This window comes from Azoarcus sp. DD4, assembly GCF_006496635.1.
In the GTDB taxonomy this organism is placed as follows: Bacteria; Pseudomonadota; Gammaproteobacteria; order Burkholderiales; family Rhodocyclaceae; genus Azoarcus.
In genome coordinates this window covers 953,296-977,634 of sequence record NZ_CP022958.1, presented here as the reverse complement: position 1 = coordinate 977,634, position 24,339 = coordinate 953,296, and the positions used below count along the sequence as shown (strand labels likewise).

General features: G+C 64.4%; 24 protein-coding genes and 1 rRNA gene. 14 read left to right on the top strand and 11 right to left on the bottom strand.

From position 1 onward, the window contains the following. Positions 1-79 precede the first annotated feature (79 nt). A complete protein-coding gene (locus tag CJ010_RS04675; protein ID WP_141016960.1) occupies positions 80-1,000 on the top strand; it encodes a ChbG/HpnK family deacetylase in 921 nt (306 codons plus the stop codon). Positions 1,001-1,490: 490 nt separating this feature from the next. Here CJ010_RS04675 and CJ010_RS04670 read toward each other — a convergent pair whose 3' ends face one another. Together CJ010_RS04670 and CJ010_RS04665 are read right to left on the bottom strand one after the other, a co-directional pair. After that, positions 1,491-2,792 (bottom strand): exo-alpha-sialidase, encoded by a 1,302-nt coding sequence (locus CJ010_RS04670; protein ID WP_168224904.1) that lies wholly within the window; start codon positions 2,790-2,792, stop codon positions 1,491-1,493. A 34-nt stretch (positions 2,793-2,826) separates the two neighbouring features. Then, positions 2,827-4,449 carry a glycosyltransferase family 39 protein gene (locus tag CJ010_RS04665; protein ID WP_141016958.1) on the bottom strand — a complete coding sequence of 541 codons (1,623 nt, stop codon included), beginning with the start codon at positions 4,447-4,449 and terminating at the stop codon, positions 2,827-2,829. A 236-nt stretch (positions 4,450-4,685) separates the two neighbouring features. Between CJ010_RS04665 and gluQRS the strand changes: the two genes are divergently transcribed. Further along, positions 4,686-5,588: a tRNA glutamyl-Q(34) synthetase GluQRS gene (gluQRS, locus tag CJ010_RS04660; RefSeq protein WP_141016957.1), complete on the top strand. Its 903-nt coding sequence runs from the start codon at positions 4,686-4,688 to the stop codon at positions 5,586-5,588. Positions 5,589-5,598: 10 nt separating this feature from the next. Further along, a complete protein-coding gene (locus CJ010_RS04655) occupies positions 5,599-6,108 on the top strand; it encodes a CoA-binding protein (RefSeq protein ID WP_205754898.1) in 510 nt (169 codons plus the stop codon). Between the two features lie 20 nt (positions 6,109-6,128). Here CJ010_RS04655 and clsB read toward each other — a convergent pair whose 3' ends face one another. The 4 genes from clsB to CJ010_RS04635 form a co-directional block, all read right to left on the bottom strand. After that, a complete protein-coding gene (gene clsB / locus CJ010_RS04650; RefSeq protein ID WP_141016956.1) occupies positions 6,129-7,283 on the bottom strand; it encodes a cardiolipin synthase ClsB in 1,155 nt (384 codons plus the stop codon). Continuing rightward, complete coding sequence (locus CJ010_RS04645; protein WP_141016955.1) at positions 7,280-8,029, bottom strand: endonuclease/exonuclease/phosphatase family protein; 750 nt, start codon at positions 8,027-8,029, stop codon at positions 7,280-7,282. Before CJ010_RS04645 ends, clsB begins: the two co-directional genes overlap by 4 nt. A gap of 22 nt (positions 8,030-8,051) precedes the next feature. Then, entirely contained in the window at positions 8,052-9,152 is a 1,101-nt protein-coding gene (gene nadA / locus CJ010_RS04640; RefSeq protein WP_141016954.1) for a quinolinate synthase NadA, read from the bottom strand. A 79-nt stretch (positions 9,153-9,231) separates the two neighbouring features. After that, positions 9,232-9,684 carry a rhodanese-like domain-containing protein gene (locus tag CJ010_RS04635; protein WP_141016953.1) on the bottom strand — a complete coding sequence of 151 codons (453 nt, stop codon included), beginning with the start codon at positions 9,682-9,684 and terminating at the stop codon, positions 9,232-9,234. A gap of 353 nt (positions 9,685-10,037) precedes the next feature. On the opposite strand from CJ010_RS04635, the gene glnA reads away from it, so the two are divergent. From glnA to yacG, 10 genes are all read left to right on the top strand, one after another. After that, positions 10,038-11,447 carry a type I glutamate--ammonia ligase gene (glnA, locus tag CJ010_RS04630; protein ID WP_141016952.1) on the top strand — a complete coding sequence of 470 codons (1,410 nt, stop codon included), beginning with the start codon at positions 10,038-10,040 and terminating at the stop codon, positions 11,445-11,447. 135 nt (positions 11,448-11,582) lie between these two features. Then, positions 11,583-12,065, top strand: coding sequence for a DUF4124 domain-containing protein (locus CJ010_RS04625; protein WP_141016951.1), 483 nt, complete (start codon positions 11,583-11,585; stop codon positions 12,063-12,065). A gap of 103 nt (positions 12,066-12,168) precedes the next feature. Beyond that, a complete protein-coding gene (gene glnL / locus CJ010_RS04620) occupies positions 12,169-13,248 on the top strand; it encodes a nitrogen regulation protein NR(II) (RefSeq protein ID WP_141016950.1) in 1,080 nt (359 codons plus the stop codon). Between the two features lie 42 nt (positions 13,249-13,290). Beyond that, positions 13,291-14,718, top strand: a complete 1,428-nt coding sequence (gene ntrC / locus CJ010_RS04615) for a nitrogen regulation protein NR(I) (protein ID WP_141016949.1) — start codon at positions 13,291-13,293, stop codon at positions 14,716-14,718. Positions 14,719-14,813: 95 nt separating this feature from the next. Next, a complete protein-coding gene (locus tag CJ010_RS04610) occupies positions 14,814-15,611 on the top strand; it encodes a biotin--[acetyl-CoA-carboxylase] ligase (protein ID WP_141016948.1) in 798 nt (265 codons plus the stop codon). After that, the gene (locus tag CJ010_RS04605; RefSeq protein ID WP_141016947.1) at positions 15,608-16,345 is read left to right on the top strand and encodes a type III pantothenate kinase; all 738 of its coding nucleotides are present in this window, start codon (positions 15,608-15,610) and stop codon (positions 16,343-16,345) included. The genes CJ010_RS04610 and CJ010_RS04605 overlap by 4 nt, the downstream gene beginning before the upstream one ends. Before the next feature lie 92 nt (positions 16,346-16,437). Then, positions 16,438-17,169: an SPOR domain-containing protein gene (locus CJ010_RS04600; protein ID WP_141016946.1), complete on the top strand. Its 732-nt coding sequence runs from the start codon at positions 16,438-16,440 to the stop codon at positions 17,167-17,169. After that, on the top strand, positions 17,166-17,792 hold the full coding sequence (gene coaE, locus CJ010_RS04595; protein WP_205754897.1) for a dephospho-CoA kinase: 627 nt from the start codon (positions 17,166-17,168) through the stop codon (positions 17,790-17,792). The genes CJ010_RS04600 and coaE overlap by 4 nt, the downstream gene beginning before the upstream one ends. Before the next feature lie 82 nt (positions 17,793-17,874). After that, complete coding sequence (gene zapD / locus CJ010_RS04590; protein ID WP_141016944.1) at positions 17,875-18,630, top strand: cell division protein ZapD; 756 nt, start codon at positions 17,875-17,877, stop codon at positions 18,628-18,630. Between the two features lie 5 nt (positions 18,631-18,635). Next, a complete protein-coding gene (gene yacG / locus CJ010_RS04585) occupies positions 18,636-18,848 on the top strand; it encodes a DNA gyrase inhibitor YacG (protein ID WP_141016943.1) in 213 nt (70 codons plus the stop codon). Here the strand turns inward: yacG and CJ010_RS04580 are convergent. Together CJ010_RS04580 and CJ010_RS04575 are read right to left on the bottom strand one after the other, a co-directional pair. Beyond that, entirely contained in the window at positions 18,845-19,786 is a 942-nt protein-coding gene (locus tag CJ010_RS04580) for a Nudix family hydrolase (protein WP_141016942.1), read from the bottom strand. The two genes, yacG and CJ010_RS04580, sit on opposite strands and share 4 nt — an antisense overlap. Before the next feature lies 1 nt (position 19,787). Beyond that, the gene (locus CJ010_RS04575; protein ID WP_141016941.1) at positions 19,788-20,657 is read right to left on the bottom strand and encodes an ATP-binding protein; all 870 of its coding nucleotides are present in this window, start codon (positions 20,655-20,657) and stop codon (positions 19,788-19,790) included. 181 nt (positions 20,658-20,838) lie between these two features. Between CJ010_RS04575 and CJ010_RS04570 the strand changes: the two genes are divergently transcribed. Then, positions 20,839-22,110, top strand: a complete 1,272-nt coding sequence (locus CJ010_RS04570; RefSeq protein WP_141016940.1) for a murein transglycosylase A — start codon at positions 20,839-20,841, stop codon at positions 22,108-22,110. A gap of 11 nt (positions 22,111-22,121) precedes the next feature. On the opposite strand, the gene CJ010_RS04565 is transcribed toward CJ010_RS04570, so the two are convergent. The 3 genes from CJ010_RS04565 to rrf all read right to left on the bottom strand — a co-directional run bounded on the left by CJ010_RS04565 (position 22,122) and on the right by rrf (position 24,327). Beyond that, positions 22,122-22,853 (bottom strand): DsbC family protein, encoded by a 732-nt coding sequence (locus CJ010_RS04565; RefSeq protein ID WP_141016939.1) that lies wholly within the window; start codon positions 22,851-22,853, stop codon positions 22,122-22,124. Positions 22,854-22,867: 14 nt separating this feature from the next. After that, complete coding sequence (locus CJ010_RS04560) at positions 22,868-24,031, bottom strand: UbiH/UbiF family hydroxylase (protein ID WP_141016938.1); 1,164 nt, start codon at positions 24,029-24,031, stop codon at positions 22,868-22,870. 182 nt (positions 24,032-24,213) lie between these two features. Continuing rightward, positions 24,214-24,327: ribosomal RNA gene (gene rrf / locus CJ010_RS04555) — 5S ribosomal RNA — on the bottom strand. Positions 24,328-24,339: the final 12 nt, after the last annotated feature.

The window sequence follows — 24,339 nt, the reverse complement described above, 5'->3', positions numbered from 1 at the left end:
AAACTCTGCTAGGAGGGATTCCGCGTAAACGGCGCACCCCACTGGTGCGTTGACGGCGAACTCGTTACAAGCATTTGCCATGACAGCGTTTTTTCCGCTTCGCCCCATTCTGGTCTGTGCCGACGACTACGGTCTGGCGCCGGGTGTCAGCACGGCGATCACCGAACTGATCGCCGACGGTCGCCTGTCGGCCACCAGCGCGATGAGCACCCTGCCCGACTGGTGCCGCGCCGCGCCCGAACTGCAGGCCGTCGTCGCCCGCCAGCCCGCCGATGTCGGCCTGCACCTGACCCTGACCGACCATCCGGCGGCGACCAAGGCGGCGGGGCTGGCGGGTGACGGCCGCCTGCCGCCGCTAGGCAGCATCCTCAAGCAGGCCTTGGCGGGACGCCTGCCGCGAGCGGCCGTGCGCGACGAACTGCGCGCCCAGCTCGACGCCTTCGAGGATGCCTGGGGCGCACCGCCCGATTACGTGGATGGCCATCAGCATGTGCATCTGCTAGCCGGAGTCCGCGAGGCGGTGATCGATGAAGTGCTGCGCCGCTACCCGCATGGCCGCGTCTGGATACGCGATTGTGTCGAAGCACCGGCACGCTGCCTGAAGCGCGGCGTGGCGACACCGAAGGCGCTGTTCATCAGCGCACTGGGCCTGCCGCTGCGCCGCCTGCTGCGCAAGGCCGGCCTGCCGGCCAACGACGGTTTCTCGGGGCTGCACGACTTCGCATCGCCCCAACCCTTTGCTGCCAAGATGCGCCGCTTCCTCGCCGGCCTAGGCCCCCGCCCGCTGGTACACGTTCATCCCGGCCGGGTGGACGCTGCCCTGCTTGCCTGCGACAGCCTGACCACGCCGCGGGAGGCCGAACTCGCCTATCTGGCTTCCGAGGCCTTCGCCACCGACCTCGCCGCCGCCGGTCTGCGCATCGCCCGGTATGCGGACCTTGCCGCAGCGCCCAGCAGCGCCAGCAAGGCGCCGAGCACCAGCAGCGGATCGATCAGGTAGTCCCACAGATTGGGCGAGGCGAGCCAGTGCAGGCGCCAGCCGACCAGCGCGGCGACAAGGGCCAGCGCGATCACCGGGCAGCGGCCAACGCAGGCCAGCATCGCCACGCCGCCGACGACCAGCGGCAGCAGTGCGCCACCATATCCCCAGGCATAGGGGTCGACGGGACCAAGCCCCAGCGCGGGCGGGTAGAACGCCAAGCCGACCGCCACTGCCAGCACCGCCACCAGACTGCGCTCGAGGCCATCGAAACGGACCGCGCCCCCAACCCGCGTCAGCAGCAAGGCCGCGAGCACCACGATGGTGGTGAGCGCCGGCTCGGCGAACAGGCCGCGCAGCGCGGCCAGAAGCGTCGTCCCCGCCAGAGGCAGATGCAGCAGCGCGACTGCTACGCCCACGGCCACCAGGGCCCGCACCGGCCGGCCGCGCAGACGCGGCACGCACAGCGTCAATGCCAGCGCCCAGGCGCCGGTCGCGAGTATCGACCCCATCACAGTTTGCCCTCCAGCCAGGCGCGGTTGAACTGCAGATGCCGCACGAAGGAACGGTTCCAGGTGTAGACAAGGTGGAAGTCGCCGTCCGCCGCGCGGACCAGATAGGGATAGTCGTACTGCCAGCCGCAGGGACCGTTGCCGCGGCACAGGTTGCGCTCGGTATTGCGGACGATGACCTCACGCGCCGGCGCGGCGCCGAGCGCGTCGACGTCCTGCTCGAGCAGCGCACGGAACACGGGTTCGTCGAGCTCTTTCCCGGCCAGCGCCTGCTTGTCCTCGAAGCGGTGGATCACCCGCCAGTGACGGCCCTCGTCCGCGCTCACCAGCAGCGACAGGCGCAGACGCTCGTCGTCGGTGTCGTTGGCCACCGCCAGCAGACGGCCATCCTCCAGCCGCAGGGCCGCCAGCGCCGAATTCGGATTGGCGAGGTCGGTCGCCTCGACCGCCGACCAGCTGCGCCCGCCATCGGCGGTTTCCGAGCGCCAGGCACGGAACGGCGCCTGCTCGCCGCCGTAGCGCATCAGCGCCACCGCACGCTGCGCGTCCTGGACCAATACCACCGGCTGCAGCGAACGGCGGCCGTGGTCGATACGCTGCTTGCGCCTGACCTCGCCGCCGGCCGACAGCACCAGCAGTTCGGCAAACTTGCCCGCCATCTCGTGATACACCGGCAGGCCGATGTCGCCGTTGTCGAAGGATACCGGGTAGCCCTTCACCAGCGTGGACAGGTTGAGGAAGGGCGACGCCACCAGGCGCTGCGCCGGCAGCCAGCTGCGACCGAGGTCGGGCGAGCGCAGCAGGTTGAGATGACTGGTCGCCCAGCCACCCATGGTCACGCTGACGTAGACCACCCACAGTTCGCCCGCCGGCGTCACGAAAGCGAGCGGATTGCCCATCTTGCGCACCAGGCGACCGACATCGGCCGAGGTCTGTTCGGGCGAGGCGATCACCTGCTGCGTCTCCCACGCCACTGCTCCGGGAGCGCGGAAGGCGCCGTAGATCTTCACCTCGGTGCCGCCCTCGCGCTCGCCGCCGAACCAGGTGGCAAACAAGCGACCGTCGGGCAGTGCCGCGATCGAGGCGGCGTGCACCCGCGGCGGCTCCGCCTCGTTCACGATCGCGGAGACGAGGCGCGGTGTAGCTTGCACGCCGGCCGATGCAGCAGCGGCGAACGGCTGCGGCGCAACGAAGCCGGCCGGCGCAGCCGTCCTCAACCCCGGCCAGGCCGCCCAGGCGGTGACGACGGCGATCAGCGCCAACGCCGCCGCGCGCCCCGCCCTGCCCTTGTGCCCGCTCACGTCGCACACCCTCGGGAAGCCCCGGTACGCAGCATCATTCACCTACCTTCAGCAAGAAATATTCGTTGAGCGTCTTCGGCCGCCGCTTCGGATCGAGAAAGGCGGCATTGAGCCGGGTGACGCGGAAATCGGGATTGCTCGCCAGCACCTCCACCCGCAGGCCCGCCGCCACCACCGCGTCGCGCCCGCTGGCGGCGGTATACAGATAGTGCGGCCCCGGCGCGGCACGCAGCGCCTCGAGCGACAGCGTCGGTGTAAGGCGCGCGGTATAGAAATCGAAACTACCGGCACGGCCGTGCCCCTCCAGATAGAACACCGCGCCCCGATCCAGGCCTTGCTGCGCCACCGCCGCGGCCAGACGATTACCCGCCTGGTACTCCAGCAAGCGGGGATAGAAATTGAAATTGAGCAGAACGTTGAACACTGCCACCACCGCAATCGAAGCCACCACCAGGCGGGCGACGCCCTTGTGATGCAAGGCGAGCAGCCCCCCGGCCAGGGCCACCACCGCGGCGCCGGCAGCCACCCCGCCGCCGAGTGGAAACACCCAGCCGTTGAGCGCCACCGCGAGCAGGGCCAGCATGGCGCCCGCGAGCCACTGCGTGAGCACCATTGCGCGCCCCGGAGGCAGTTCGACGCGCGCGGCCAGCCAGGCGCCGAGCTGCACCGCAAAGAGCGGCAGCAGGATGTTGAGGTAATGCGGCAACTTGAACTTCGACGCCGAAATGATGGCGAACAGCACAGCCAGCGTGCCCAGGGTCAGCAGCTCGCTGCCGGCTTGCGGCTGCAGACGCGCGGCGACGATACGCCGGCCATGCGTCCACAGCGCGGCAAGGGTCAGCAGTGACCAGGGCAGGAAAGCCCACAGGAAGGTATGAACGAAGAACAGCGGATCCTCCGCACCGGCGTTGCCGAAACGCTCGCCGGCAAGGCGCTCGAAGTTCTGCGACCACAGGATGAAGCGCACGCCGTCCGCGCCGAACTGGTGGTAGTAGGCATAGAGCACCGGCGAAGCGAAAACCAGCACCAGCAGCGGCAGCGCCAGCCAGCGCGGATCGAACAGCCGGCGCCAGTCGCGCCGGTAGGCCAGGTGCAGGAAGACCGCGATCAGCGGCATCGCCACGCCTATCATGCCCTTGGTGGCAAAGCCGAGCGCCAGCCCCAGCGCCGCCAGCACCAGATGACGCCAGCGCGGCTTGGCGACGAAGGCCGCCAGCTGCCAGATCGAGAACACGATGGCGCCAGTGAGCAGCGCATCCATTCGTACGTCGTTGTTGGCAAGGACGAAGGCTAGGGCGCTCGCCAGCACCAGGCCGGCGATACGGCCGGCTTCCGCCGAGTAGAGCAGACCGCCGAGCCGGGCCGTCGAATACACCGCCAGCACGGAGAACATCAGGGACGGCAGCTTGTAGGCGACGGAGTTCACGCCGAACAGCTTGAACGCCAGGGCCGCCAGCCAGAACAGCAGGTGCGGCTTGTCGAGGTAGTCTTGTCCCTGGGTGACGAGGCTCAGGTAGTCGCCCGTCAGGTGCATGTGCAAGGCGATGCCGGCATGGTGCGCCGAATCGTTGTTCATCAGCGGCACCAGCACCCCGCCGAGGTAGGCAAGGGCAAGCAGCAGATAGCAGGCGAGAGCGGTTCGGGAATCGATGCGCACGGCGGGCCGGGACGAAAACGGTGTCACTCGCCGTCAGCATGGCAGCGGTCGACACAGGAAATGGCGGACGGGTAGCGGCCGCAAGGCCTGCGCGCATGCGCGGGCCGGGCGACCGGCGCCGAATGCTATCATGCCCCGCACATCCGGCGCCCGGCGCTCCGACCCGTGAGCACGGCGGACAGCGCCGGCTGTCGCAGCTCCCGAATCCAATGCCCCCAGCCACACCGATTGCCGCGATGCCATCCGCCTACGTCGGCCGTTTCGCCCCCTCGCCCACCGGTCCACTGCACTTCGGCTCCCTGGTCGCCGCCGCCGGTAGCCTGCTGGAAGCCCGCGCCCATCAGGGCCGCTGGCTGCTGCGCATCGAGGATGTCGACACGCCCCGCTGCATCGCCGGCGCGGCCGGGGGCATCCTCGCCACGCTGGAGCGCTTCGGCTTCGAATGGGACGGCGAGGTGGTCTGGCAGAGTGACCGCATCGACGCCTACGCCGCCGCGCTCGAACGGCTCAAGTCGGCCGGCCACGCCTTCCCCTGCGCCTGCACCCGTCGCGAGCTGGCCGATTCGGCACTCGCCCGCGACGGCTCGCGGCGCTACCCCGGCACCTGCCGCCAGGGCCTGCCTCCCGGCCGCGAAGCCCGTGCATGGCGGGTGCGCGCCGAAGGCCTGATCGGCTTCGAGGACGCCATCCAGGGCTGGCAGGAAGAAGACCTCGCGCGGGACTGCGGCGACTACGTGGTGCTGCGTGCCGACGGCCTCTACGCCTACCAGCTGGCAGTGGTGGTCGACGATGCGGCGGCCGGCATTACCCATGTTGTCCGCGGCGCCGACCTGCTCGACTCCACCGCCCGCCAGATCCACCTGCACCATCTGCTCGGCACGCCTGCACCGGCGCACGCACACCTGCCGGTGGCGACCAATGCCGCCGGCGAGAAGCTCTCCAAACAGACGCTGGCGCGGGCGATCGACGACCAGCCGCCGTCCGGCGCACTGGTGGCGGCGCTCGCCTTTCTCGGCCAGAATCCCCCCGCAGACCTCGCTGACATGCCGCTGGCCGAGGTCTGGCGCTGGGCACGGGCCAACTGGCAACTTGCCCGCGTACCGCGCAAACGCCACGCCCCGGCACCTGACCTTGCCTGAGGAAAACCCGATGCATCAGCCGAAGAAAGGCATCCTGATCGACGACATCGCCGGCCTGCGCCGCGTGCTGCAGCAGACGCGCACCATCGCGGTGGTCGGCCTGTCGGCCAACTGGCACCGGCCGAGCTTCTTCGCCGCGAAGTACATGCAGACGCGCGGCTACCGCATCATCCCGGTCAATCCGGCCTACAAGGAAGTGCTCGGCGAGAAGTGCTATCCCAGCCTGCGGGCGATCCATGAGCCGGTCGATCTGGTCGACGTCTTTCGCCGGCCAGAAGAAGTGCCTGCGGTTGTCGACGACGCCATCGCCATCGGGGCGCGAACGCTGTGGCTGCAACTCGGCGTCATCCACGAGGAAGCGGCGGCCAGGGCGCAGGCGGCCGGACTGGACGTGGTGATGGACCGCTGCGTCAAGATCGAATACGCCCGCCTTTTCGGCGGCCTCAATTGGGCAGGCGTAAATACCGGAGTGATCTCCGCACGGCGACCGGCACGCGCCATCCCCCATCCGCAACGCTGACCGGGCGCAGGCGTCGCCACTCAGTGGCGGCCGCCATACCCGGCCAGGCCGATCGCCAGACGTACCGCCTGGTAGGCCAGCCAGCTCAGCACCCGGCGCAGCGGCCGCAGGCGCCGCCAGTCGTCACGGCGCAGCTCCCGGGCGCCGTCACGCATCGCCACTTCCAGGCTGGCGCGCAGGCGACCGGCGAAGGCCTCGTCCTCCACCACCACGTTGGCCTCGCGCGCCAGCAACAGGCTGAAGGGATCGATGTTGCTCGACCCCACCGTCGCCCAGCGGCCATCGATCACCGCCACTTTGGCATGCAGATAGCTGCGGTGGTATTCGAACAGGCGAACGCCGTGATCGAGGAGGTGCGGGTACAGTGCCCGCGTCGCATAGGCCTGCACCGGATGATCCGCCAGCCCCTGAAGGATCAGCGTCACCCGCACGCCGCGCTCCGCCGCCTCGAGCAAGGTCTGGCGAAAAGGGCGGCCAGGAAAGAAATAGGCGCTCGCAATAACAACCTCGTGGTTGGCACGCGCGATTGCAGCGAGATAGGCGTCCTCGATGTCGCGACGATGGCGCAGGTTGTCGCGCACCAGGAAGGCCGCCCTGAGTTCGCCCGCCGACGCGGCGGTGGGCTGGCGCATCGTCTCCTGCAGGCGACGCCGGAAGTTCGCCCATGACACCAGCCGCCAGACCCGGTGCACCGACTCGGCGATAGGCCTCAGCAGAGGGCCTTCGACCCGTACCGCATAGTCGTAGCGCGGGTGCGGCGGGCCCGCGAGTTCGAAATCGTCGGTGATGTTGATCCCGCCGACGAAGGCGACGCGCGCGTCGATCAGGGCGATCTTGCGGTGCATGCGACGCAGGCGGTGACGGCGCAGCGACATCATGCGCAGTTCACGACGATAGATCAGTACCTCGACGCCGTCGTCCACCAGCGCGGGCATCAGCTCGCGCACGAATTCCCGACCACCGAAACCGTCGACCAGAACCCGCACCCGTACCCCACGCGCAACCGCACGTACCAGGGCTGCGGCAATGCGGCGGCCGATTGCGTCCTTGCTGAAGATGTAGGTCTCGAGAAAAACCTCGTGGCAGGCCGTGTCGATTTCGGCCTCCAGCGCGGGGAAATACTGCAGGCCGTTCTCCAGCAGCGCGATCGCGTTGCCTTCGACCAGCTCCGTCAATGCATGCGCTCCAGATCCGCGGTCAGCGCCGCATGATCGGAGATCCGCGACCAGGGTTCGCCGTAATGGACGTCCGCGCGAGAAACATCAAAACCGCGCACGTAGATCCGGTCTAGCCTGAACAAGGGCAGGGCGCTGGGAAAGCTGCGTGGTGGCCTCACCCGGCCGGCACCAAAGGCCTCGACGAGGCCCAGCCGGCGACAGAGGATGTCGTCGGCGCGATTGCGCCAGTCGTTGAAGTCGCCGGCGATTATCAGTGGCGCACCGTCGGGCGCCAGCCGCTCCATGCGTTCGGCCAGCGCTTCCATCTGGCGTCGCCGGCTGCCGGCCATCAGCCCCAGGTGCACGCAGACGCAATGCACCGGCGTATCCACTCCGGGCACCGCGATCTCGCAGTGAAGCAGCCCGCGGCGTTCGAAGCGATGGTCGGAGACATCCTGGTTGTCGGCCGAGAGGATGGCGTGACGGCTCAGGATGGCGTTGCCGTGATGGCCATGGTCATAGACCGCGTTGCCGCCGTAAGCCGTCTGATGCCACACATCCTCGGCCAGGAACTCGTGCTGTGGATGTGCCGGCCAGTCGGCATGGCGCAGCGGATGGTGCAGATGCAGCCCCTGCACCTCCTGCAGGAAGACCAGATCCACATCGAGGCTGCGCAGGCGCTCGCGCAGGTCGTGGACCACCATGCGACGGTTGAACTGGGAGAAGCCCTTGTGGATGTTGTAGGTGCAGATCCGCAGCTTCATCGCAGACCTCGTCGCTTGGTCCTCAGGACACCGCCAGCATGCGGTCCAGCGCCACGCGCGCGAGTTCGGCTTCGTGCTCTGGCACCTGGATGCGATTCACCACGTTGCCCTCGGCAAGATTCTCGAGGGTCCAGGCCAGGTGCTGCGGGTCGATACGCTGCATGGTCGAGCACATGCACACCGTCGGCGCCATGAACTGGACGACCTTGCCTTCCGGCTTCATTTCTTCGGCCAGACGGTTCACCAGGTTGAGCTCGGTGCCGACCAGCCAGCGGGTGTTGGCCGGAGCGGCAGCGATGGTCTTGATGATGTACTCGGTGGAGCCGACGAAATCAGAGTTCTGACAGACCTCGAGACTGCTCTCCGGATGTGAGATGACCAGGCCTTCCGGATGCTGCATGCGCCAGCGGCGGATATGGCTTTCCTGGAACATCTGGTGCACCGAGCAATGCCCCTTCCACAGTAGCACCTTGGCGTTACGGATCTGCTCGGGCGTCAGGCCACCGTATTCGAGATCGGGGTCCCACACCACCATCTGTTCGAGTGGAATCCCCTTCTTGTAGCCAGTCCAGCGTCCCAGGTGCTGATCCGGGAAGAACAGCACCTTCTCGCGACGTTCGAAAGCCCAGTCGAGGATGGTCGGCGCATTGGTCGACGTGCACACGATGCCACCATGCTCGCCGCAGAACGCCTTGAGGTCGGCCGCCGAGTTGATGTAAGTGACCGGGGTGATCAGTGCGTCCGGCATATCCAGCACTTCGCCCAGCTCGCGCCAGCAGCGCTCGACCTTGGCGAGATTCGCCATGTCGGCCATCGAACAGCCGGCGGCGAGGTCGGGCAGGATCGCGATCTGGCTGGGTCTGGACAGGATGTCGGCGACCTCGGCCATGAAATGCACGCCACAGAACACGATGTATTCGGCATCGGTCTGCGAGGCCAGCCGGGCCAGCTTGAGCGAATCACCGGTGAGATCGGCGTGCTGATAGACGTCAGCACGCTGGTAGTGGTGGCATAGCAGCACCGCCCTGTCGCCCAGACGGGCGCGCGCCGCACGGATGCGCTCCTGCGCCTCGTTGTCCTGCAGGGCATTGAAACGATCGAAACTGATGGTGGCAACTTGCATGGTGCTTGGCTCTGTCGCAAATAGTGCTCTGACCGCGAGTCCGGCGCCGGGTTGCGCTCGAACCGCCTGTCCTTCCTCGTCAGCCCTGATGCCAGGGCAGCCCGGCATGACGCCAGCCGCCGACGCGGTTGCGCTGGCCGTTGGCGTCCTTGTCGCCCTCGAACCCTTCGAGGACGTTGTAGCAGTTGGTATAGCCGGCCGCTCCGGCCGCCCTTGCGGCCGCATCCGAACGTCCGCCGGAACGGCACATGAACAGCACCAGCGCCTCCGGATCGACCTGCTGGCGCAACTGGTTGATGAATCCCGGATTCGGCTGGCTTCCCGGCCAGCTCAACCATTCGATCTCGACCGCGTTGGGAACACGACCTACCCAGTCCCATTCGGCACGGGTACGCACGTCGACCAATCTGGCACCGGGCGCAAGCTGCCACACCTGCCAGGCTTCGGCCGGCGTCAGGGCGCCCTGGTAGGGAAGATTGAGGTCACTCGCCCGCTGACGGGCAAGCGCGAGCAGATCGGATAAGGATCCCATGATGGTGTACGGCCACAATTGCGCAAGCACCCGAGTATACCCTGTCCCTTCGCCGGCAAGCGTCGCCACTCTATGGCCCCCTGCGAAATCCGCCTATGCGACGGAGCGGGAGAATGGCGGCAACAGCGGCCTGCCCCTTTCCATTCACCTTTCTTGTGCATAAGGCACCGTATTGGTGCATCAAAAATCACAGGGCACCATATTGGTGCCAGCCGCCGAACGCTAGCGAAAATTTGCCCTTGTGGCACAATGCGGCATCGGCCGAAAACCGCTTGGCACGGAAACTGCTTAAGTCCGCCGCAACGGAAATCTGACCGTTATTCAGGCATTGCCTCTTCTCACCAGGAGTGAATATGAACGCTCAAGACGTCATGAAGATGATTCAGGAAAACGAAGTTCGCTTCGTTGACCTGCGTTTTACCGATACCCGCGGCAAGGAACAGCACGTCGGCCTGCCGGTCTCCGCGTTCGAAGAAGACCACTTCGAGCACGGCCACCCGTTCGACGGCTCCTCGATCGCCGGCTGGAAGGGCATCCAGGCCTCCGACATGATCCTCATGCCTGAAGCCGGTTCCGCCTACATCGACCCCTTCTTCGACGAAACCACCCTGGTGCTGACCTGCGACGTCATCGAGCCGTCCGACGGCAAGGGCTACGACCGCGACCCGCGCTCGATCGCCAAGCGTGCAGAGGCCTACCTGAAGAGCACCGGCATCGGCGACACCGCCTACTTCGGCCCGGAACCCGAGTTCTTCATTTTCGACGCGGTCGAATGGTCGGTCGACATGTCCGGCGTCTACAGCAAGATCATCTCCGAAGAAGCCGCCTGGTCTACCGCCGACAAGTTCGAAGGCGGCAACACCGGCCACCGTCCGCGCGTCAAGGGCGGCTACTTCCCGGTCCCGCCGGTCGACAGCCTGAATGACGTGCGTGCCGCGATGGTCCTGGCCCTCGAAGGCGCCGGCGTTCCGGTCGAAGTTCACCACCACGAAGTGGCAAACGCGGGCCAGTGCGAAATCGGCACCAAGTTCAATACCCTGACCAAGCGTGCCGACTGGACCCAGGTCCTGAAGTACATCGTGCACAACGTCGCCCACCAGTACGGCAAGACGGCGACCTTCATGCCCAAGCCCATCGTCGGCGACAACGGCTCCGGCATGCACGTCCACCAGTCGATCTGGAAGGACGGCCAGAACCTGTTCGCGGGCAACGGCTACGCTGGTCTGTCCGAGACCGCGCTGTACTACATCGGCGGCATCATCAAGCACGCCCGTGCGCTGAACGCGATCACCAACCCGGGCACCAACTCCTACAAGCGTCTGGTGCCGCACTACGAAGCGCCGACCAAGCTGGCCTACTCGGCCCGCAACCGTTCTGCCTCGATCCGCATCCCCTACGTCGCCAACCCGAAGGGCCGCCGTATCGAAGCACGCTTCCCGGACCCCCTGGCCAACCCCTACCTGGCGTTCGCCGCGCTGATGATGGCGGGCCTGGACGGCATCCAGAACAAGATCCACCCGGGCGACCCGGCCGACAAGAACCTGTACGACCTGCCGCCGGAAGAAGACGCGCTGATCCCGACCGTGTGTACCAGCCTCGAACAGGCGCTGGAATACCTCGACAAGGATCGCGAGTTCCTGACCCGTGGCGGCGTCTTCTCCAATGACTTCATCGATGCCTACATCGCACTGAAGATGGAAGAAGTGGACCGCATGCGCATCACCACCCACCCGGTGGAATTCGACATGTACTACAGCCTGTAATCCTTCCGGTTACGGCGTGTAGCGAAAAGGACGGGCATTGCCCGTCCTTTTTTTATGGAGTCTAATCCCCCCTCCATGCCCCACCCGACCACTGCGGCGCGCCGCGGCGCAGTGGTCACGCCTGCGGACAACGTCATGCCCAAGCTTCGCATCCTGCCGATCCTGCTCCTCCTGTGCGGCTCCCCGCTGGCCAGCGCCGAGGTCTACAAATGCGTCGACGCCGAAGGACGTACCACCTACACCAACGATCGCAATCTCGGCCGAGGCTGCAAGCAGCTCTCACAGGACCAGTCGGTCTCGAGCATGCCGCCACCGCGCGCACCGTCCGGCACCACCCCCGCCACAGCCCCCTCTTCCCCCGCGTTTCCGCGCGTTTCGCCCGACACCCAGCGCTCACGTGACGACAGCCGCCGCCAGGTGCTCGAAAAGGAACTGACAACCGAAGAGAGCGCCCTCGAGGAAGCGCGCAAGGCACTGGGCGAGCAAGAAGCCATCCGAACGGGCGACGAGCGCAACTACCAACGCGTCCTGGATCGACTTCAACCGTTCAAGGATAAGGTCGAACTGCATGAGCGCAATATCGAAGCGCTCAAGCGGGAGATCTCCAACCTGCGCTGATGCCTGGTTTGGCGTGATTCTTGCGTAAATGCGGTACTGCATTTCCGCAGACAACCGCGACGCTGACCCCATGGCACGCCCATGGCCGACGATGGTCCCATCCATGGCCCGACATCCATCCTCACCTCCCGCTGCCACCGCCGCGGACGCCTTTGCCGGCCTTGACCTGCTGTCCTCAGCGGTCGTGCTGATCGACGAAAGGCGCATCATCCGCTACATCAACCCGGGCGCCGAAAACCTCTTCGCGATCAGTCAGCGTAAACTCTTGGGCGCCCCCTTGGCCCGCCTGCTCGGGGAACCCGTAGGGCTGAGTACCGCGCTCGACAATGCACTGCGGACCAACTGGAGCTACACCGGCCAGGATCTGACCATTACCCGTGGCCAGGCCGAAGCCATACACCTGGATTGCACCGTAAGCCCGGTGGAAGCAACCGGCGTCAAGCTCTTGCTCGAATTCCGCCCGATCGACGCGCAGTTGCGGGTCGCCCGTGAAGAACAGCTGCTGCAGCAGCAACAGGCCAACCGCGAACTCATCCGCAACCTCGCCCACGAGATCAAGAATCCGCTCGGCGGCATCCGCGGCTCGGCGCAACTGCTCGAACGCGAACTCGCCGACCCGCAACTGCGCGAGTACACCGAAGTCATCATCGCCGAGGCGGATCGCCTGCAGGATCTGATGAACCGCTTGCTGACCTCGCACTCGATGATGCGACCGGCCCAGCTCAACATCCACGACGTGCTCGAACGCGTGCGCCGGCTCATCCTCGCGGAGTTCCCCGATGTCGTGATCCGCCGCGACTATGACACCAGCCTGCCTGAACTGACTGCCGATCGCGAGCAGCTGATCCAGGCCATCCTCAACATCGCGCGTAATGCCGCACAGGCCCTCGGCGGCAAAGGCGAGATCCGGCTGCGCACCCGGGTCGCCCGCCAGGTCACCCTGGCCAAGCGTCGCTTCAAGCTGGCACTGGAATTGCAAGTGATCGACAACGGCCCCGGCATACCGGAAGAGATCCGCGACAAGATCTTCTATCCACTGGTTTCGGGGCGAGACGGGGGTAGCGGACTGGGCCTGTCACTTGCCCAGAGCTTCGTGGAGCAGCACCAGGGGATGATCGACGTCGAAAGTCGCCCCGGGCGCACCTGCTTCACCATCCTGCTACCGATTACCGACCGGACGTGACCTGCGCCTGCGGCGTCCGCACCAAAGAAGTGCATCAATACAATGAATACCGTCTGGATCGTAGATGACGACCGCTCCATCCGCTGGGTGCTCGAAAAAGCCCTCAGTCGCGAGGAGATCTCCCACCGCAGCTTCACCTCGGCGAGCGAAGCCCTGGCCGAGCTCGAGACCACCGCCCACCCGCCGAAGGTACTGGTATCGGACATCCGGATGCCGGGCGAAAGCGGATTAACCTTGCTGCAGCGGGTCAAGAGCGTACACCCTCAGCTTCCCGTGATCATCATGACCGCGTACTCCGACCTCGAGAGCGCGGTTGCCGCCTTTCAGGGCGGCGCCTTCGAGTACCTGCCCAAGCCGTTCGACGTCGACCAGGCGGTCGCACTCGTTCGTCGCGCCATAGACCAAAGTACGCACCAGGAAGGTGCGAGCGAAGAGACCACGCTCGCGCCCGAAATCCTGGGTCAGGCGCCATCGATGCAGGAGGTGTTCCGTGCCATCGGCCGGCTGTCGCAGTCGCACGCCACAGTCCTCATCAACGGCGAGTCCGGCACCGGCAAAGAGCTCGTAGCCCGTGCGTTGCACCGCCACAGCCCGCGCCGCGACGCCCCTTTCATCGCAATCAACACCGCGGCGATTCCGCGCGACCTGCTCGAATCCGAACTATTCGGCCACGAACGCGGCGCGTTCACCGGCGCTGCCGCACAGCGCCGCGGCCGCTTCGAGCAGGCCGAAGGCGGCACCCTCTTCCTCGACGAGATCGGCGACATGCCGTCGGAACTGCAGACGCGCCTGCTGCGCGTGCTGTCGGACGGCAATTTCTATCGCGTCGGCGGGCATCAACCGATCAAGGCCAACGTGCGAGTGATTGCGGCCACTCACCAGGATCTGGAAGAGCGCGTACGGCTCGGGCTGTTTCGCGAAGACCTCTTCCACCGCCTCAACGTCATCCGCCTGCGCCTGCCCCCCTTGCGCGAACGTCGCGAGGACGTGCCCATCCTGGTTCGCCACTTCCTGCAGCGCAGCGCGCAGGAACTCGGGGTCGAGAGCAAGCGCATCTCGGAGTCGGCCATCAAGTACCTGCAGGCCCTCCCCTTCCCGGGCAACGTCCGCCAGCTCGAGAACCTTTGTCACTGGCTGACGGTGATGGCTCCCGGCCAGATCGTGGAAGTCGCCGATTTGCCGCCGGAGATGCGCGACCAGCCGACCCGCGAAACGCCGGTCAACTGGGTCGATGGTCTTGGCCTGGAGGCCGACCGCCTGATTGCAGCAACCCCCGGCGAGGTTTTCGACCGCCTCACGCGCGAGTTCGAACGTACGCTTATCAGACGAGCCCTGACCGCCACGGGAGGTCGCCGCATCGAGGCCGCCCAGCTTCTCGGGATCGGGCGCAACACCATCACCCGCAAGATCCAGGAACTCGGCATGGACGACGACCGGCCGCACGCGGCCGAGAACGACGCCGACGAGTAAGGATTACCGACGCGACCACGCACCAGACTCGTGCGTGGTCGCCGGATGACGGATAATGACGGCCGTAACATGTCCGTCACCGTCCTTGCCTCAGCATGAGCCAACCTCACTCCTCGCCCGCGGGCATCGCCACCGCACTCGGCGACCTCGCCAGCCATTTCACCGTGCGCTGCGTCGCAAGCTGCGAATCGACCAATAGCGAACTGATGGCGGCTCCGCCGGCAGACGACGATCGGGTCCATGTACTCGTCGCCGACGACCAGACGGCCGGGCGTGGCCGCCGTGGCCGCCACTGGCAGTCCTGGAGCGGGGGCAGCCTCACCTTCTCCGCCCTCTGGCGTTTTGCGCCCGGCGCGCCGGTTCCGGCCGGCCTTTCCCTGGTTGCGGGACTCGCCCTGACCCGCGCACTGGAGGAACTCGGACTCGAGGGCGTCCAGTTGAAATGGCCAAACGACGTCCTGGTCCACGGCAACAAGCTGGCCGGCATCCTGGTCGAACTGCTGCCGGGCCGTGGCCGCACACCCGCCGCCGTGATCGGCATCGGACTCAATCTGCATATCCCCGACGGCATCGACATTCCCGATCAGCAAGGCGTCACCGACCTGCGCCGTGAGATCGGCACTTACCCGCAACGCGACGCGCTGCTCGCCGTCATCCTGCGCGAGCTCCACGGCTTGCTCGAACTCTACGCAAGCGCCGGCTTCGTTGCCCTGCGCGGTGCGTGGCAACAGCGCAATGCCTTCGCCGACCTGCCCGTGCGGGTGTTCGGCGAGGGCAGTGAGATCATCGGCACCTGTACCGGCGTGGACGAAGACGGCGCACTGCTGATCCGGACCGATACGGGCCTCGTGCGTATCCTGTCGGGCGAAGTCTCCCTGCGAGCAAGGTCGTGATACTGCTTGTCGATGCTGGCAACACCCGCGTCAAGTGGTGGGTGGTGGATGAAGCCGCTCAAGCAAACAACTTGGCGGAAGGCGTGCTCGAACACGCCCGGATCGACGAGCTTCAGCACGTGGTCGAACGCTTTCCGGCCGTAACCCGCATGGTCGGCACCAATGTCGCTGGCGACGCGATGGCCGAACGAATCGCTCGCTTGCTGGCATCGCGGTCGATCACAGTTGAATGGGTCCGGGCCAGCCTCCAGTGTTGCGGTGTTCGCAATCACTACGCGGCACCGACCCAGCTCGGCGCTGACCGCTGGGCCGCCTTAATCGGTGCGCGTGCGCTCCACCACGGCGCCTGTCTCGTCGTCAGCGCGGGGACGGCTACCACGGTCGACCTGCTCGACACCGACGGCAACTTCCTCGGCGGACTGATCATCCCCGGTGTCGATCTGATGCGGCACTCACTCGCCGGCAACACCGCGCAGCTCCCGCTCGCCAGCGGTCGGTTTTCGATGCAGCCGCGCTGCACGGCCGACGCCATCGAATCGGGTTGTCTACAGGCGCAGGCCGGTGCCGTTGAACGCATGTTCGCCCAGATTGCCCATCTACCGGATGCGTGCTGCCTGCTGGGTGGCGGAGCAGCTGGCCGCTTCGCCGGCCTGCTCGACATCCCTCTGCAGAAAGTGGATAACCTGGTTCTGCACGGCTTGGCTGCCATGGTGCGCGAACAGTATGCGGGCTGACGAGCATGGGACGCCCCATCCTGCGAAGGCGGCAGGTGACGCCCCTCGATCCAGAGCTTATCTGCAGCCCATCCATCGGTTAAGCTTCCGGCATGGCTCTGATGCGCTTATTCCTCATTCTGCTCCTCGTTCTCAACGCACTGGCGTTCGCTGCCATTCAAGGATGGCTGGGCAGCACACCGCCTCAAGGAGAACCCGAGCGCGTGGGCAATCAACTCCATCCCGAACGCATCCGCTTCGCCACCGACAGCGTCACCGAGTTGCCAACGCCGCCTGCTGGCGGCGACACCCCGCCCGGCGCACCGAGCGAACAGGCCAGCCCGACGCCGGCACTCGACCGCGCTGCCACCGCTCAGGCGGACACCCCCGATCCAGCAGCGGAGCAACCGTGTGTTGCATGGAGCGGGCTCGGCACTGACGAGGCAAATCGGCTCGTTGCACGGCTCCAGGCTGCAGCGATCAACGCACGGCAGATCAGCATCGACACGCCCAACTCATGGTGGGTTCGCGTTCCTCCGCAAGGCGGCCGCGAGCAGGCGGAGCGCAAGGTCAAGGAGCTGAAGGCACTGGGAGTCAGCGATTTCTTCATCGTCCAGGATGCCGGTCCGAATCAGTTCGCCATCTCGCTTGGTCTGTTCAAGACGGAAGCCGCTGCCAATCAGCAGCTCGCGCAGTTGCGAAACAAGGGCGTGCGCAGTGCGGGGGTTGCGCCCCGCATGAGCACCCAATACCGGGTCGAAGCGAATGCCAGCGCCGAGCGTCTGACATCGTTCACCAACGCCGACACGCGCCTCGACGCCGCGCGCGGGACGTGCCAGCCGTGAAGCCATCGCGTCCTTATGTCGTCGGACTGAGCGGCGGTATCGGCAGCGGCAAGAGCGCCGCCGCGGAGCGATTCGCTGCACTCGGCGCCGCGGTAATCGATACCGACGCCATTGCCCACCAGTTGACCGCCGCCGGTGGTGCCGCAATACCGGCCATCGCGCACACCTTCGGGCCTGGACTGATCGCGCCCGCGGGCAACCTTGACCGGGCAGCGATGCGTGCGCTGGTATTTACCCGGCCCGAAGCGCGGCGGCAGCTAGAAGGCATTCTTCATCCGATGATCCGCGCCGAGAGCGAGCGTCTGATCGCCCAGACCTGTGCCCCTTACGTCATCCTGGCGGTACCACTGCTGATCGAGTCGGGCAATTATCGCGGGCGCTGCGATCGTATCTGCATCGTCGACTGCCCGGAGGATATCCAGATCGCACGCGTTCAACAACGTAGCGGGCTCGACGAGAAGCAGATTCGCGCCATCATGCAGGCACAGGCGTGCCGGACCGATCGCCTGGCCGCCGCCGACGACGTGCTCGACAACACCGGATCACTCGCCGCCCTGCACACCCAAGTCGATGCGCTGCATCAGCGCTACCTCGCGGCGGCCCGCCCTACTCCCTCCGTATAAGCACGAGCAGGCTTGGGCTCTGGCTGCTGTGCTATTATCGATCGATTACTCAGGAGCTTCCGATTCTTGCGGACCAGACGCGGTGATTAGCTACGAATACCCTCTCAGCGAGCGCATTCGCACGCTTTTGCGCCTCGAGGACCTGTTCCGCAAGATCACCCACTTCGGTGGCAGCGAAGCCCCACTCGACCATCACGTGGCGCTGCTGACGATCTTCGAAATTCTCGAAGTGGCCAGCCGCGCCGATCTAAAGGTGGATCTGGTACAGGAGCTCGAACGCCAACGCCAGATCCTCGTCTCCTTCCGCAACAACCCGGAGATCTCGGAAGAGGCGCTTGCCGGCGCACTCTATGAAATCGAGCGAGCCTCGACCGCGTTGTTGTCAATGGCCGGCAAGATCGGTCAGTACCTGCGCGAGAATGAGTGGCTGATGGGGATACGCAGCCGTGCCGCCATTCCCGGCGGAGTATGCCAGTTCGACCTTCCATCCTATCACTTCTGGCTTAATCGCGAAGCCGACGAAAGACGCCGCGACCTGGACGGCTGGATACAGCCGATGACGCCGATCCGCGACGGTATCGAGATCGTCATGCGCCTGCTGCGAAGCAGCGGCCGCCCGGAGGCCCAACGTGCGCGCAGCGGTACCTACCAGTTGACGATGGCAGGACGTACCGCCCAGATGCTGCGCGTCCGCATTCCGCGCAGCGAGGCAGTGGTGCCGGAAATCAGCGCCAACAAGTACGCACTGAACATCCGGTTCATGCTGCCCGAAACCATCGCACGTCCACGCGTCGCCGAACGCGACATCCCCTTCGAACTGACCTTCTGCAGCCTGTAAGCAATATGTCGGACAGCAAGCCGCGCATCGTCAAATGCCCGACCTGCGGTACCGCGGTCGAGTGGCGACCTGAGAACCGCTTTCGCCCCTTTTGCTCGGCGCGCTGCAAGCAGATCGACCTGGGCGCGTGGGCCGCAGAGGAATACCGGGTACCGACCGCCCCGCCCGACAGCAACGAAGACGGCCAGCTCCCATCGGACGCAAGCAGTCGGCCTTAGGCCCAAGCACCCCGAATGGCCGCCACGCCGTGCGCACCGATGTTTCGTGCGTGCTCCAGATCGCCCCATCCCAGTCCGCCGAGCGCGAACACCGGAATCGGCAGGGACTGCATCTCACGGGCAAAGCCTTCCCAGCCCAGGGGCGTTCTTTCGGGGTGCGAAAGCGTCGGCATGACCGAACCAAGCAAGGCGTAATCCAATTCGAGCCGTGCTGCATGCAGGAGCTCGTCGCGGCAATGGCAGGACGCCCCCACCCACGCGAAGTCTGGACGCTCCTCACAAGACATCAGACGGGCTGCCGGCAGATGGAGTCCATCGGCACCGATTGCGCGCGCCAATTCTGCATCGTCACCGACGACGACAATAGCGCCGTGCGCATGCGCCCGCCTAACGACCTCCACGGCGAAACGCCGCCGTTCGTCAGACGGCAAGGCGGACTCACGAATCTGAACCAGTCCCAAGCCGCGATCGAGCGCGCCATCGAGACGAGCGAGTTGGGTCTCGATGCCGATATCCGCAGCCTGCGTGATCCCCATTCGGCGAGGCAGATGCAGCGCCTTGAGGATTGGGCCATTGGCCGGCAGCATCGGCGTGCACTCCTGCTCCATCGTACCTGCGACAACCCATTTCAGCGCGCTATGCACGTGGTCGTTTACGGCTCCCGACCACTCCGTCACTTCGAAGAAATGCAAGCGGACATGGGCATGCTCGTAAAGATGCTCTCGCATCAGCCAAGGCCGAAGTTTCAGCACACGCAGCCCCAACTCCTCGTCGAGTTCCCTGCACAGTGCCTGCGCGGGTGTTTCGCCCGCTTCGACCTTGCCACCCGGAAACTCCCAATATCCGGGATAGAAGGTTCCCGGCGCCCGCTGCCCGAGGAGAAAGCTTCCGTCTTCCTGGTAAATGACGCCAGCCGCGACATCGACGACCTTGCGCATATCAGATTTCGCCATCGATCCGCCCCGCGTAGTCACGGGCAAACTGCCACGCGACCCGACCAGACCGTGCGCCTCGCATCAAGGCCCATTGCAGCGCATCCTGACGCGCCGCATTGATGCCCCGCTTGGACACACCGAACACCTTCAACCAATGCGAAACGATGTCGAGATACTCATCCTGACTGAACGGGTAGAACGACACCCACAGCCCGAAGCGCTCGGACAGGGAAACCTTTTCCTCGACCGCCTCGCCTGGATGAATCTCGCCGCCGACATGGCGCACCTGCAGATTCTCGTCATGAAACTCCGGCATCAAATGGCGCCGGTTGGAGGTCGCATAAATCAGCACATTGTCGGACATCGCCGACACCGAACCGTCGAGAACGCTCTTCAGCGCCTTGTAGGCATCCTCCCCTTCCTCGAAGGAAAGATCGTCACAAAACAGGATGAAGCGTTCCGGCCGACCGGCCACCAGCTCAACAATTTCCGGCAGATCAACGAGATCACCCTTGTCCACCTCGATGACACGCAGACCACGATCGGCGTAGGCGGTCAACAGCGCCTTGATCAGCGACGATTTGCCAGTACCGCGCGCCCCCGTGAGCAGAACGTTGTTGGCATGGCGACCAGCGAGAAACTGGCGCGTATTGCGGTCGATACGCTCCTTCTGGTCATCGATATCCTGCAAGTCCTGCAGGCGAATCGCATGTGGCAAGGTCACCGGCACCAAGGCCGCACGACCGTTGCGGCGCCGCCAGCGAAACGCATTGGCAGCCCCCCAGTCCGGTTCGGCGACGGGCCCCGGCAGCATGGTCTCGAGACGGTCGATCAGGCGCTCCGCGCGCGCGAGAAACAGACTAAGTTCATTCATTATCGTGTTCTTGTTCGGAACCCTGACGGCGCTTCGGCCAAGTCGCCCATACGATGACGAGCACGAGTACGAGCGCCACGCCGGCCTCAAGAAAGATTACCCACATGGCTGACCTCGGGATTGGCAGAGCAGTATCGGTATACTTGGGACAAATCTTCGCGAAGTTTACCCGAACCGACTCATGAAGCGCTGCCCCCGCCAATCGCCGTTGTTACCTTCCATCGTAGCGACGCTAACCGTCACTCTGTCATTGCTCTCCGCCTGCACAACAAGCACAAGCGAGACGACGCGAATGGAGCCACCGTTGACTTGTCCGGCCCCAAAAATTTGCGCGGCCTGTTCGGCATGTCCCTCCAGCCCCAAGCCATCCCCCAGCCCCGACGAGGCGGCGCAAGCCTTCCAGCCGAGCGACTGGGGTGCCGTACACGGGTGGCTCGAAGACGATCCGTCTGCAGTCTGGCCTGCATTCCGCAGTTCATGCCGGACAATGGAAAAACAGGCCCAGTGGCAGAAAGTTTGCAGTCTCGTCAACCAGATGAGCGAAACGCCCTCCCCCGCAACAGCACGCGCTTTTTTTGAACAGCATTTCACACCCTGGGCGCTAGCCAATCCCGACGGTAGCCGCACAGGGCTGATCACTGGTTACTACGAACCGCTGATCAAGGGTAGCCGCACTCCGAACGAGCGCTACCGCTGGGCGGTCCATGCAACGCCAAAAGACATGCTGACCATCGATCTGAGCGCCGTATATCCGGATCTCAAGAACTACCGTTTGCGTGGCCGCCTGGTAGGCAACAGGGTTCTACCCTATTGGAATCGCGAAGAACTCGACAAACTGGAAAACAGACTACCCGCCGAAACGCTGCTATGGGCCGCAGACCCCATCGACCTGTTCTTTCTCCAGGTGCAAGGGTCAGGCCAAGTCGAACTGCCGGATGGCAGCCGGGTACGCATCGGCTACGCCGACCAGAATGGTCACCCCTATCAATCCATTGGCCGTTGGCTGGTCCAGCAAGGCGAGCTCACGCTCGACAGAGCGTCGATGGAGGGGATACGCGAATGGGCCCGTAAGCACCCGGAACGGTTGAAGGAAATGCTGCACAGCAATCCCAGCTACGTTTTCTTCCGTGAGTTACCGGCAAGTTCCGAGGGGCCAGTCGGAGCACAAGGGGTTCCCCTGACAGCGAGCCGTAGCATCGCCGTCGACCCGCGCCATACGCCCCTCGGTGCCCCTGTTTTCCTGGCCACCACCTACCCGAATACCGAACGCGCCTTGAACCGCCTTGTGATCGCACAGGACACTGGAGGCGCAATCAAAGGGGTAGTACGGGCGGATTTTTTTTGGGGATTCGGGCCTGAGGCCGGCAACCTCGCAGGCAGGATGCGTCAAGATGGGCGCATGTGGGTGTTGTTGCCGAAGGGTGCCAAGCCTCCGGCAACAACACCTCTCTGAGCAGACTTACCTTACTTCGCCCCGTTGGCCGCAAGCGCCTTTTCGAGCTCCGCCATTGGAACGAAACCACCTATGCGCGTCCCGTCAGCCAGGAAGATCGTCGGTGTGCCGTTGATCCTGAGCTTCTGACCAAGTTCGACATTGCGATCAATCACGCTAGCATTGCACTCCTCGCTGCTTGGAGCCTTGCCGGCCAGAATCCAATCGTTCCAGCTCTTGGCACGATCCTTCGAACACCAGATGCTGCGCGATTTGGCGGTGGAGTCCTGACTGAGGATCGGGTATAGAAAGGTGTAAATCGTGACATCCGACATCTGGGCAAGCTCCTTCGCGAGGCGCTTGCAGTAACCGCAATTGGGATCCTCGAAAGTCGCGATCACGCGCTTTCCATTACCCTTGACCTGCTTAACAGCCTGATCCAGCGGCAAGCTCGAAAAATCGACTGCCGAAAGCTGGTTGAGCCGGGCCTGAGTTACATCTCGCCGGGTGCGGGTGTCAATCACACGGCCGTCGATAATGAAGCCGGCCTTCTCATCCGTATAGACGATCTCACCACTCTTCAGCACGACCTCGTACAGCCCGTTATATGAGGTTCGTGTGACCGACTCAACCGCTGGAGCCCCGATGAAGGTCTCGACGCCTTTACGTACCGCTTCCTCGCTCGCCGATCCGACACCCGGGATGAATAATGCCAGCCCTACTGCGAGAGCTCGGGACAACGCTGATCCAGGGGTCAAAACCATAAACATCTCCGTATTCAAAATTTTCCGCTGACCGCGTATCGGGTCAGCGCATTACGTACGACCGGCAATCTGTCTGTCAGGTTCAACCCGAAATTCCGCGCAGCCACGGCCAGCGGGTGGCGGATGTTGAACAAACGATTGATGCCGTGAGTGACATATTGCACCAGGCACGGTTCCTCTGCCCGTTCTCTCGCGTAAGCACGCAGAATTCGCTCGTCGCCAGGATCTCCCCATTCCGGAAGATCCAACAACTTTTGACTCAGGACTTTCGCATCCTGGAATCCCAGATTGATGCCGTGACCCGACAATGGATGAATTGCATGCGCAGCATCGCCAACCAAGGCAACTCGCTTCGACACCACAGAACTAACCCGCATGAATTTCAATGGAAACCTTGCTCTCGGAGTAATCAAAGACAATTCACCAAAGGCCTTCTCTCCCGCCTCGGCCACCATCCTAGTGAACGTATCATCGTCCGTTGCCATGATCTCCTCGGCACGCTGCTTCTTTGCCGACCACACCATTGACATGTTATTGCCCGCCATGGGCAACCACGCGACGATGCCATCATCACAAAACCATTGCAGCGCTCGATTTCCATGCGGGCGACTGCAGGCAAAGTTTGCGACTATTGCAAGTTCGTCGTAAACGACCTCTCGTGCGTCAATGCCTGCCCGCGCACGCACCCAGGAGTTCCGACCATCCGCGCCGACCAACAAGCGGCCTGTCATACGCAGACCGGTATCTAGCTCTACCTCGGCGACATCCTCCCGAACCTCAAGGCTGGCAGGCACAGTCGGCGCAAAGAGTTGTACGTTGTGCTGACGCTTCAAACTCTCCCAGAGTTCCAAGTGCACCAAGCTCGACTCGGCGATCCACGCCAACGCATCCACACCGCAATCACCGGCGGAGAAACGTAGGGCACCTCCTCGATCGCCGAAAACCTCCATATCGTGGATTGCACACGTCCTCGACAGATCAAGGCGCTCCCAGACCCCCAGCGTCTGCAGGAATGCAACGTTGGCTGGACTATAGGCGTAAATGCGCGAGTCCCATCCCGAAGTCCTGATCGGTGGGCCACCGTCAATGAGCGCAATACGCAACCGACCCCTACTTAGCGCAACAGCGAGAGACGCTCCTGCCAGCCCAGCACCTACGATAATGACGTCGAATTTCATGCTCAGCCTTTGATAAGGTCGACGCTTCCAATTGTGCCGGTTCAATCCGATGTTGCGCTACATCGCGACTGCTGTGAATCGGCGTTTTGAGTCGATGCTGACGCTCGGTGGCGCCGCGGCTTTCTCGATTTTGCAATAAAAAAGCCCGTACAGTAGAACTGTACGGGCTTTTTGATGGGTTAGTCTGACGATGACCTACTTTCACGAGAGCGGATCTCACTATCATCGGCGCGGTCTGGTTTCACGGTCCTGTTCGGGATGGGAAGGGGTGGTACCCAGACGCTATGGTCGTCAGACTTTGACTTGTT

Coding starts and splice junctions, on each gene's coding strand:
- CJ010_RS04675 (WP_141016960.1), top strand. CDS start 80: ATGACAGCGTTTTTTCCGCTTCGCCCCATTCTGGTCTGTGCCGACGAC.
- gluQRS (WP_141016957.1), top strand. CDS start 4,686: ATGCCATCCGCCTACGTCGGCCGTTTCGCCCCCTCGCCCACCGGTCCA.
- CJ010_RS04655 (WP_205754898.1), top strand. CDS start 5,599: ATGCATCAGCCGAAGAAAGGCATCCTGATCGACGACATCGCCGGCCTG.
- CJ010_RS04645 (WP_141016955.1), bottom strand. CDS start 8,029: ATGAAGCTGCGGATCTGCACCTACAACATCCACAAGGGCTTCTCCCAG.
- nadA (WP_141016954.1), bottom strand. CDS start 9,152: ATGCAAGTTGCCACCATCAGTTTCGATCGTTTCAATGCCCTGCAGGAC.
- CJ010_RS04635 (WP_141016953.1), bottom strand. CDS start 9,684: ATGGGATCCTTATCCGATCTGCTCGCGCTTGCCCGTCAGCGGGCGAGT.
- glnA (WP_141016952.1), top strand. CDS start 10,038: ATGAACGCTCAAGACGTCATGAAGATGATTCAGGAAAACGAAGTTCGC.
- CJ010_RS04625 (WP_141016951.1), top strand. CDS start 11,583: ATGCCCAAGCTTCGCATCCTGCCGATCCTGCTCCTCCTGTGCGGCTCC.
- glnL (WP_141016950.1), top strand. CDS start 12,169: ATGGCCCGACATCCATCCTCACCTCCCGCTGCCACCGCCGCGGACGCC.
- ntrC (WP_141016949.1), top strand. CDS start 13,291: ATGAATACCGTCTGGATCGTAGATGACGACCGCTCCATCCGCTGGGTG.
- CJ010_RS04610 (WP_141016948.1), top strand. CDS start 14,814: ATGAGCCAACCTCACTCCTCGCCCGCGGGCATCGCCACCGCACTCGGC.
- CJ010_RS04600 (WP_141016946.1), top strand. CDS start 16,438: ATGGCTCTGATGCGCTTATTCCTCATTCTGCTCCTCGTTCTCAACGCA.
- yacG (WP_141016943.1), top strand. CDS start 18,636: ATGTCGGACAGCAAGCCGCGCATCGTCAAATGCCCGACCTGCGGTACC.
- CJ010_RS04580 (WP_141016942.1), bottom strand. CDS start 19,786: ATGCGCAAGGTCGTCGATGTCGCGGCTGGCGTCATTTACCAGGAAGAC.
- CJ010_RS04575 (WP_141016941.1), bottom strand. CDS start 20,657: ATGAATGAACTTAGTCTGTTTCTCGCGCGCGCGGAGCGCCTGATCGAC.
- CJ010_RS04570 (WP_141016940.1), top strand. CDS start 20,839: ATGAAGCGCTGCCCCCGCCAATCGCCGTTGTTACCTTCCATCGTAGCG.
- CJ010_RS04565 (WP_141016939.1), bottom strand. CDS start 22,853: ATGGTTTTGACCCCTGGATCAGCGTTGTCCCGAGCTCTCGCAGTAGGG.
- CJ010_RS04560 (WP_141016938.1), bottom strand. CDS start 24,031: ATGAAATTCGACGTCATTATCGTAGGTGCTGGGCTGGCAGGAGCGTCT.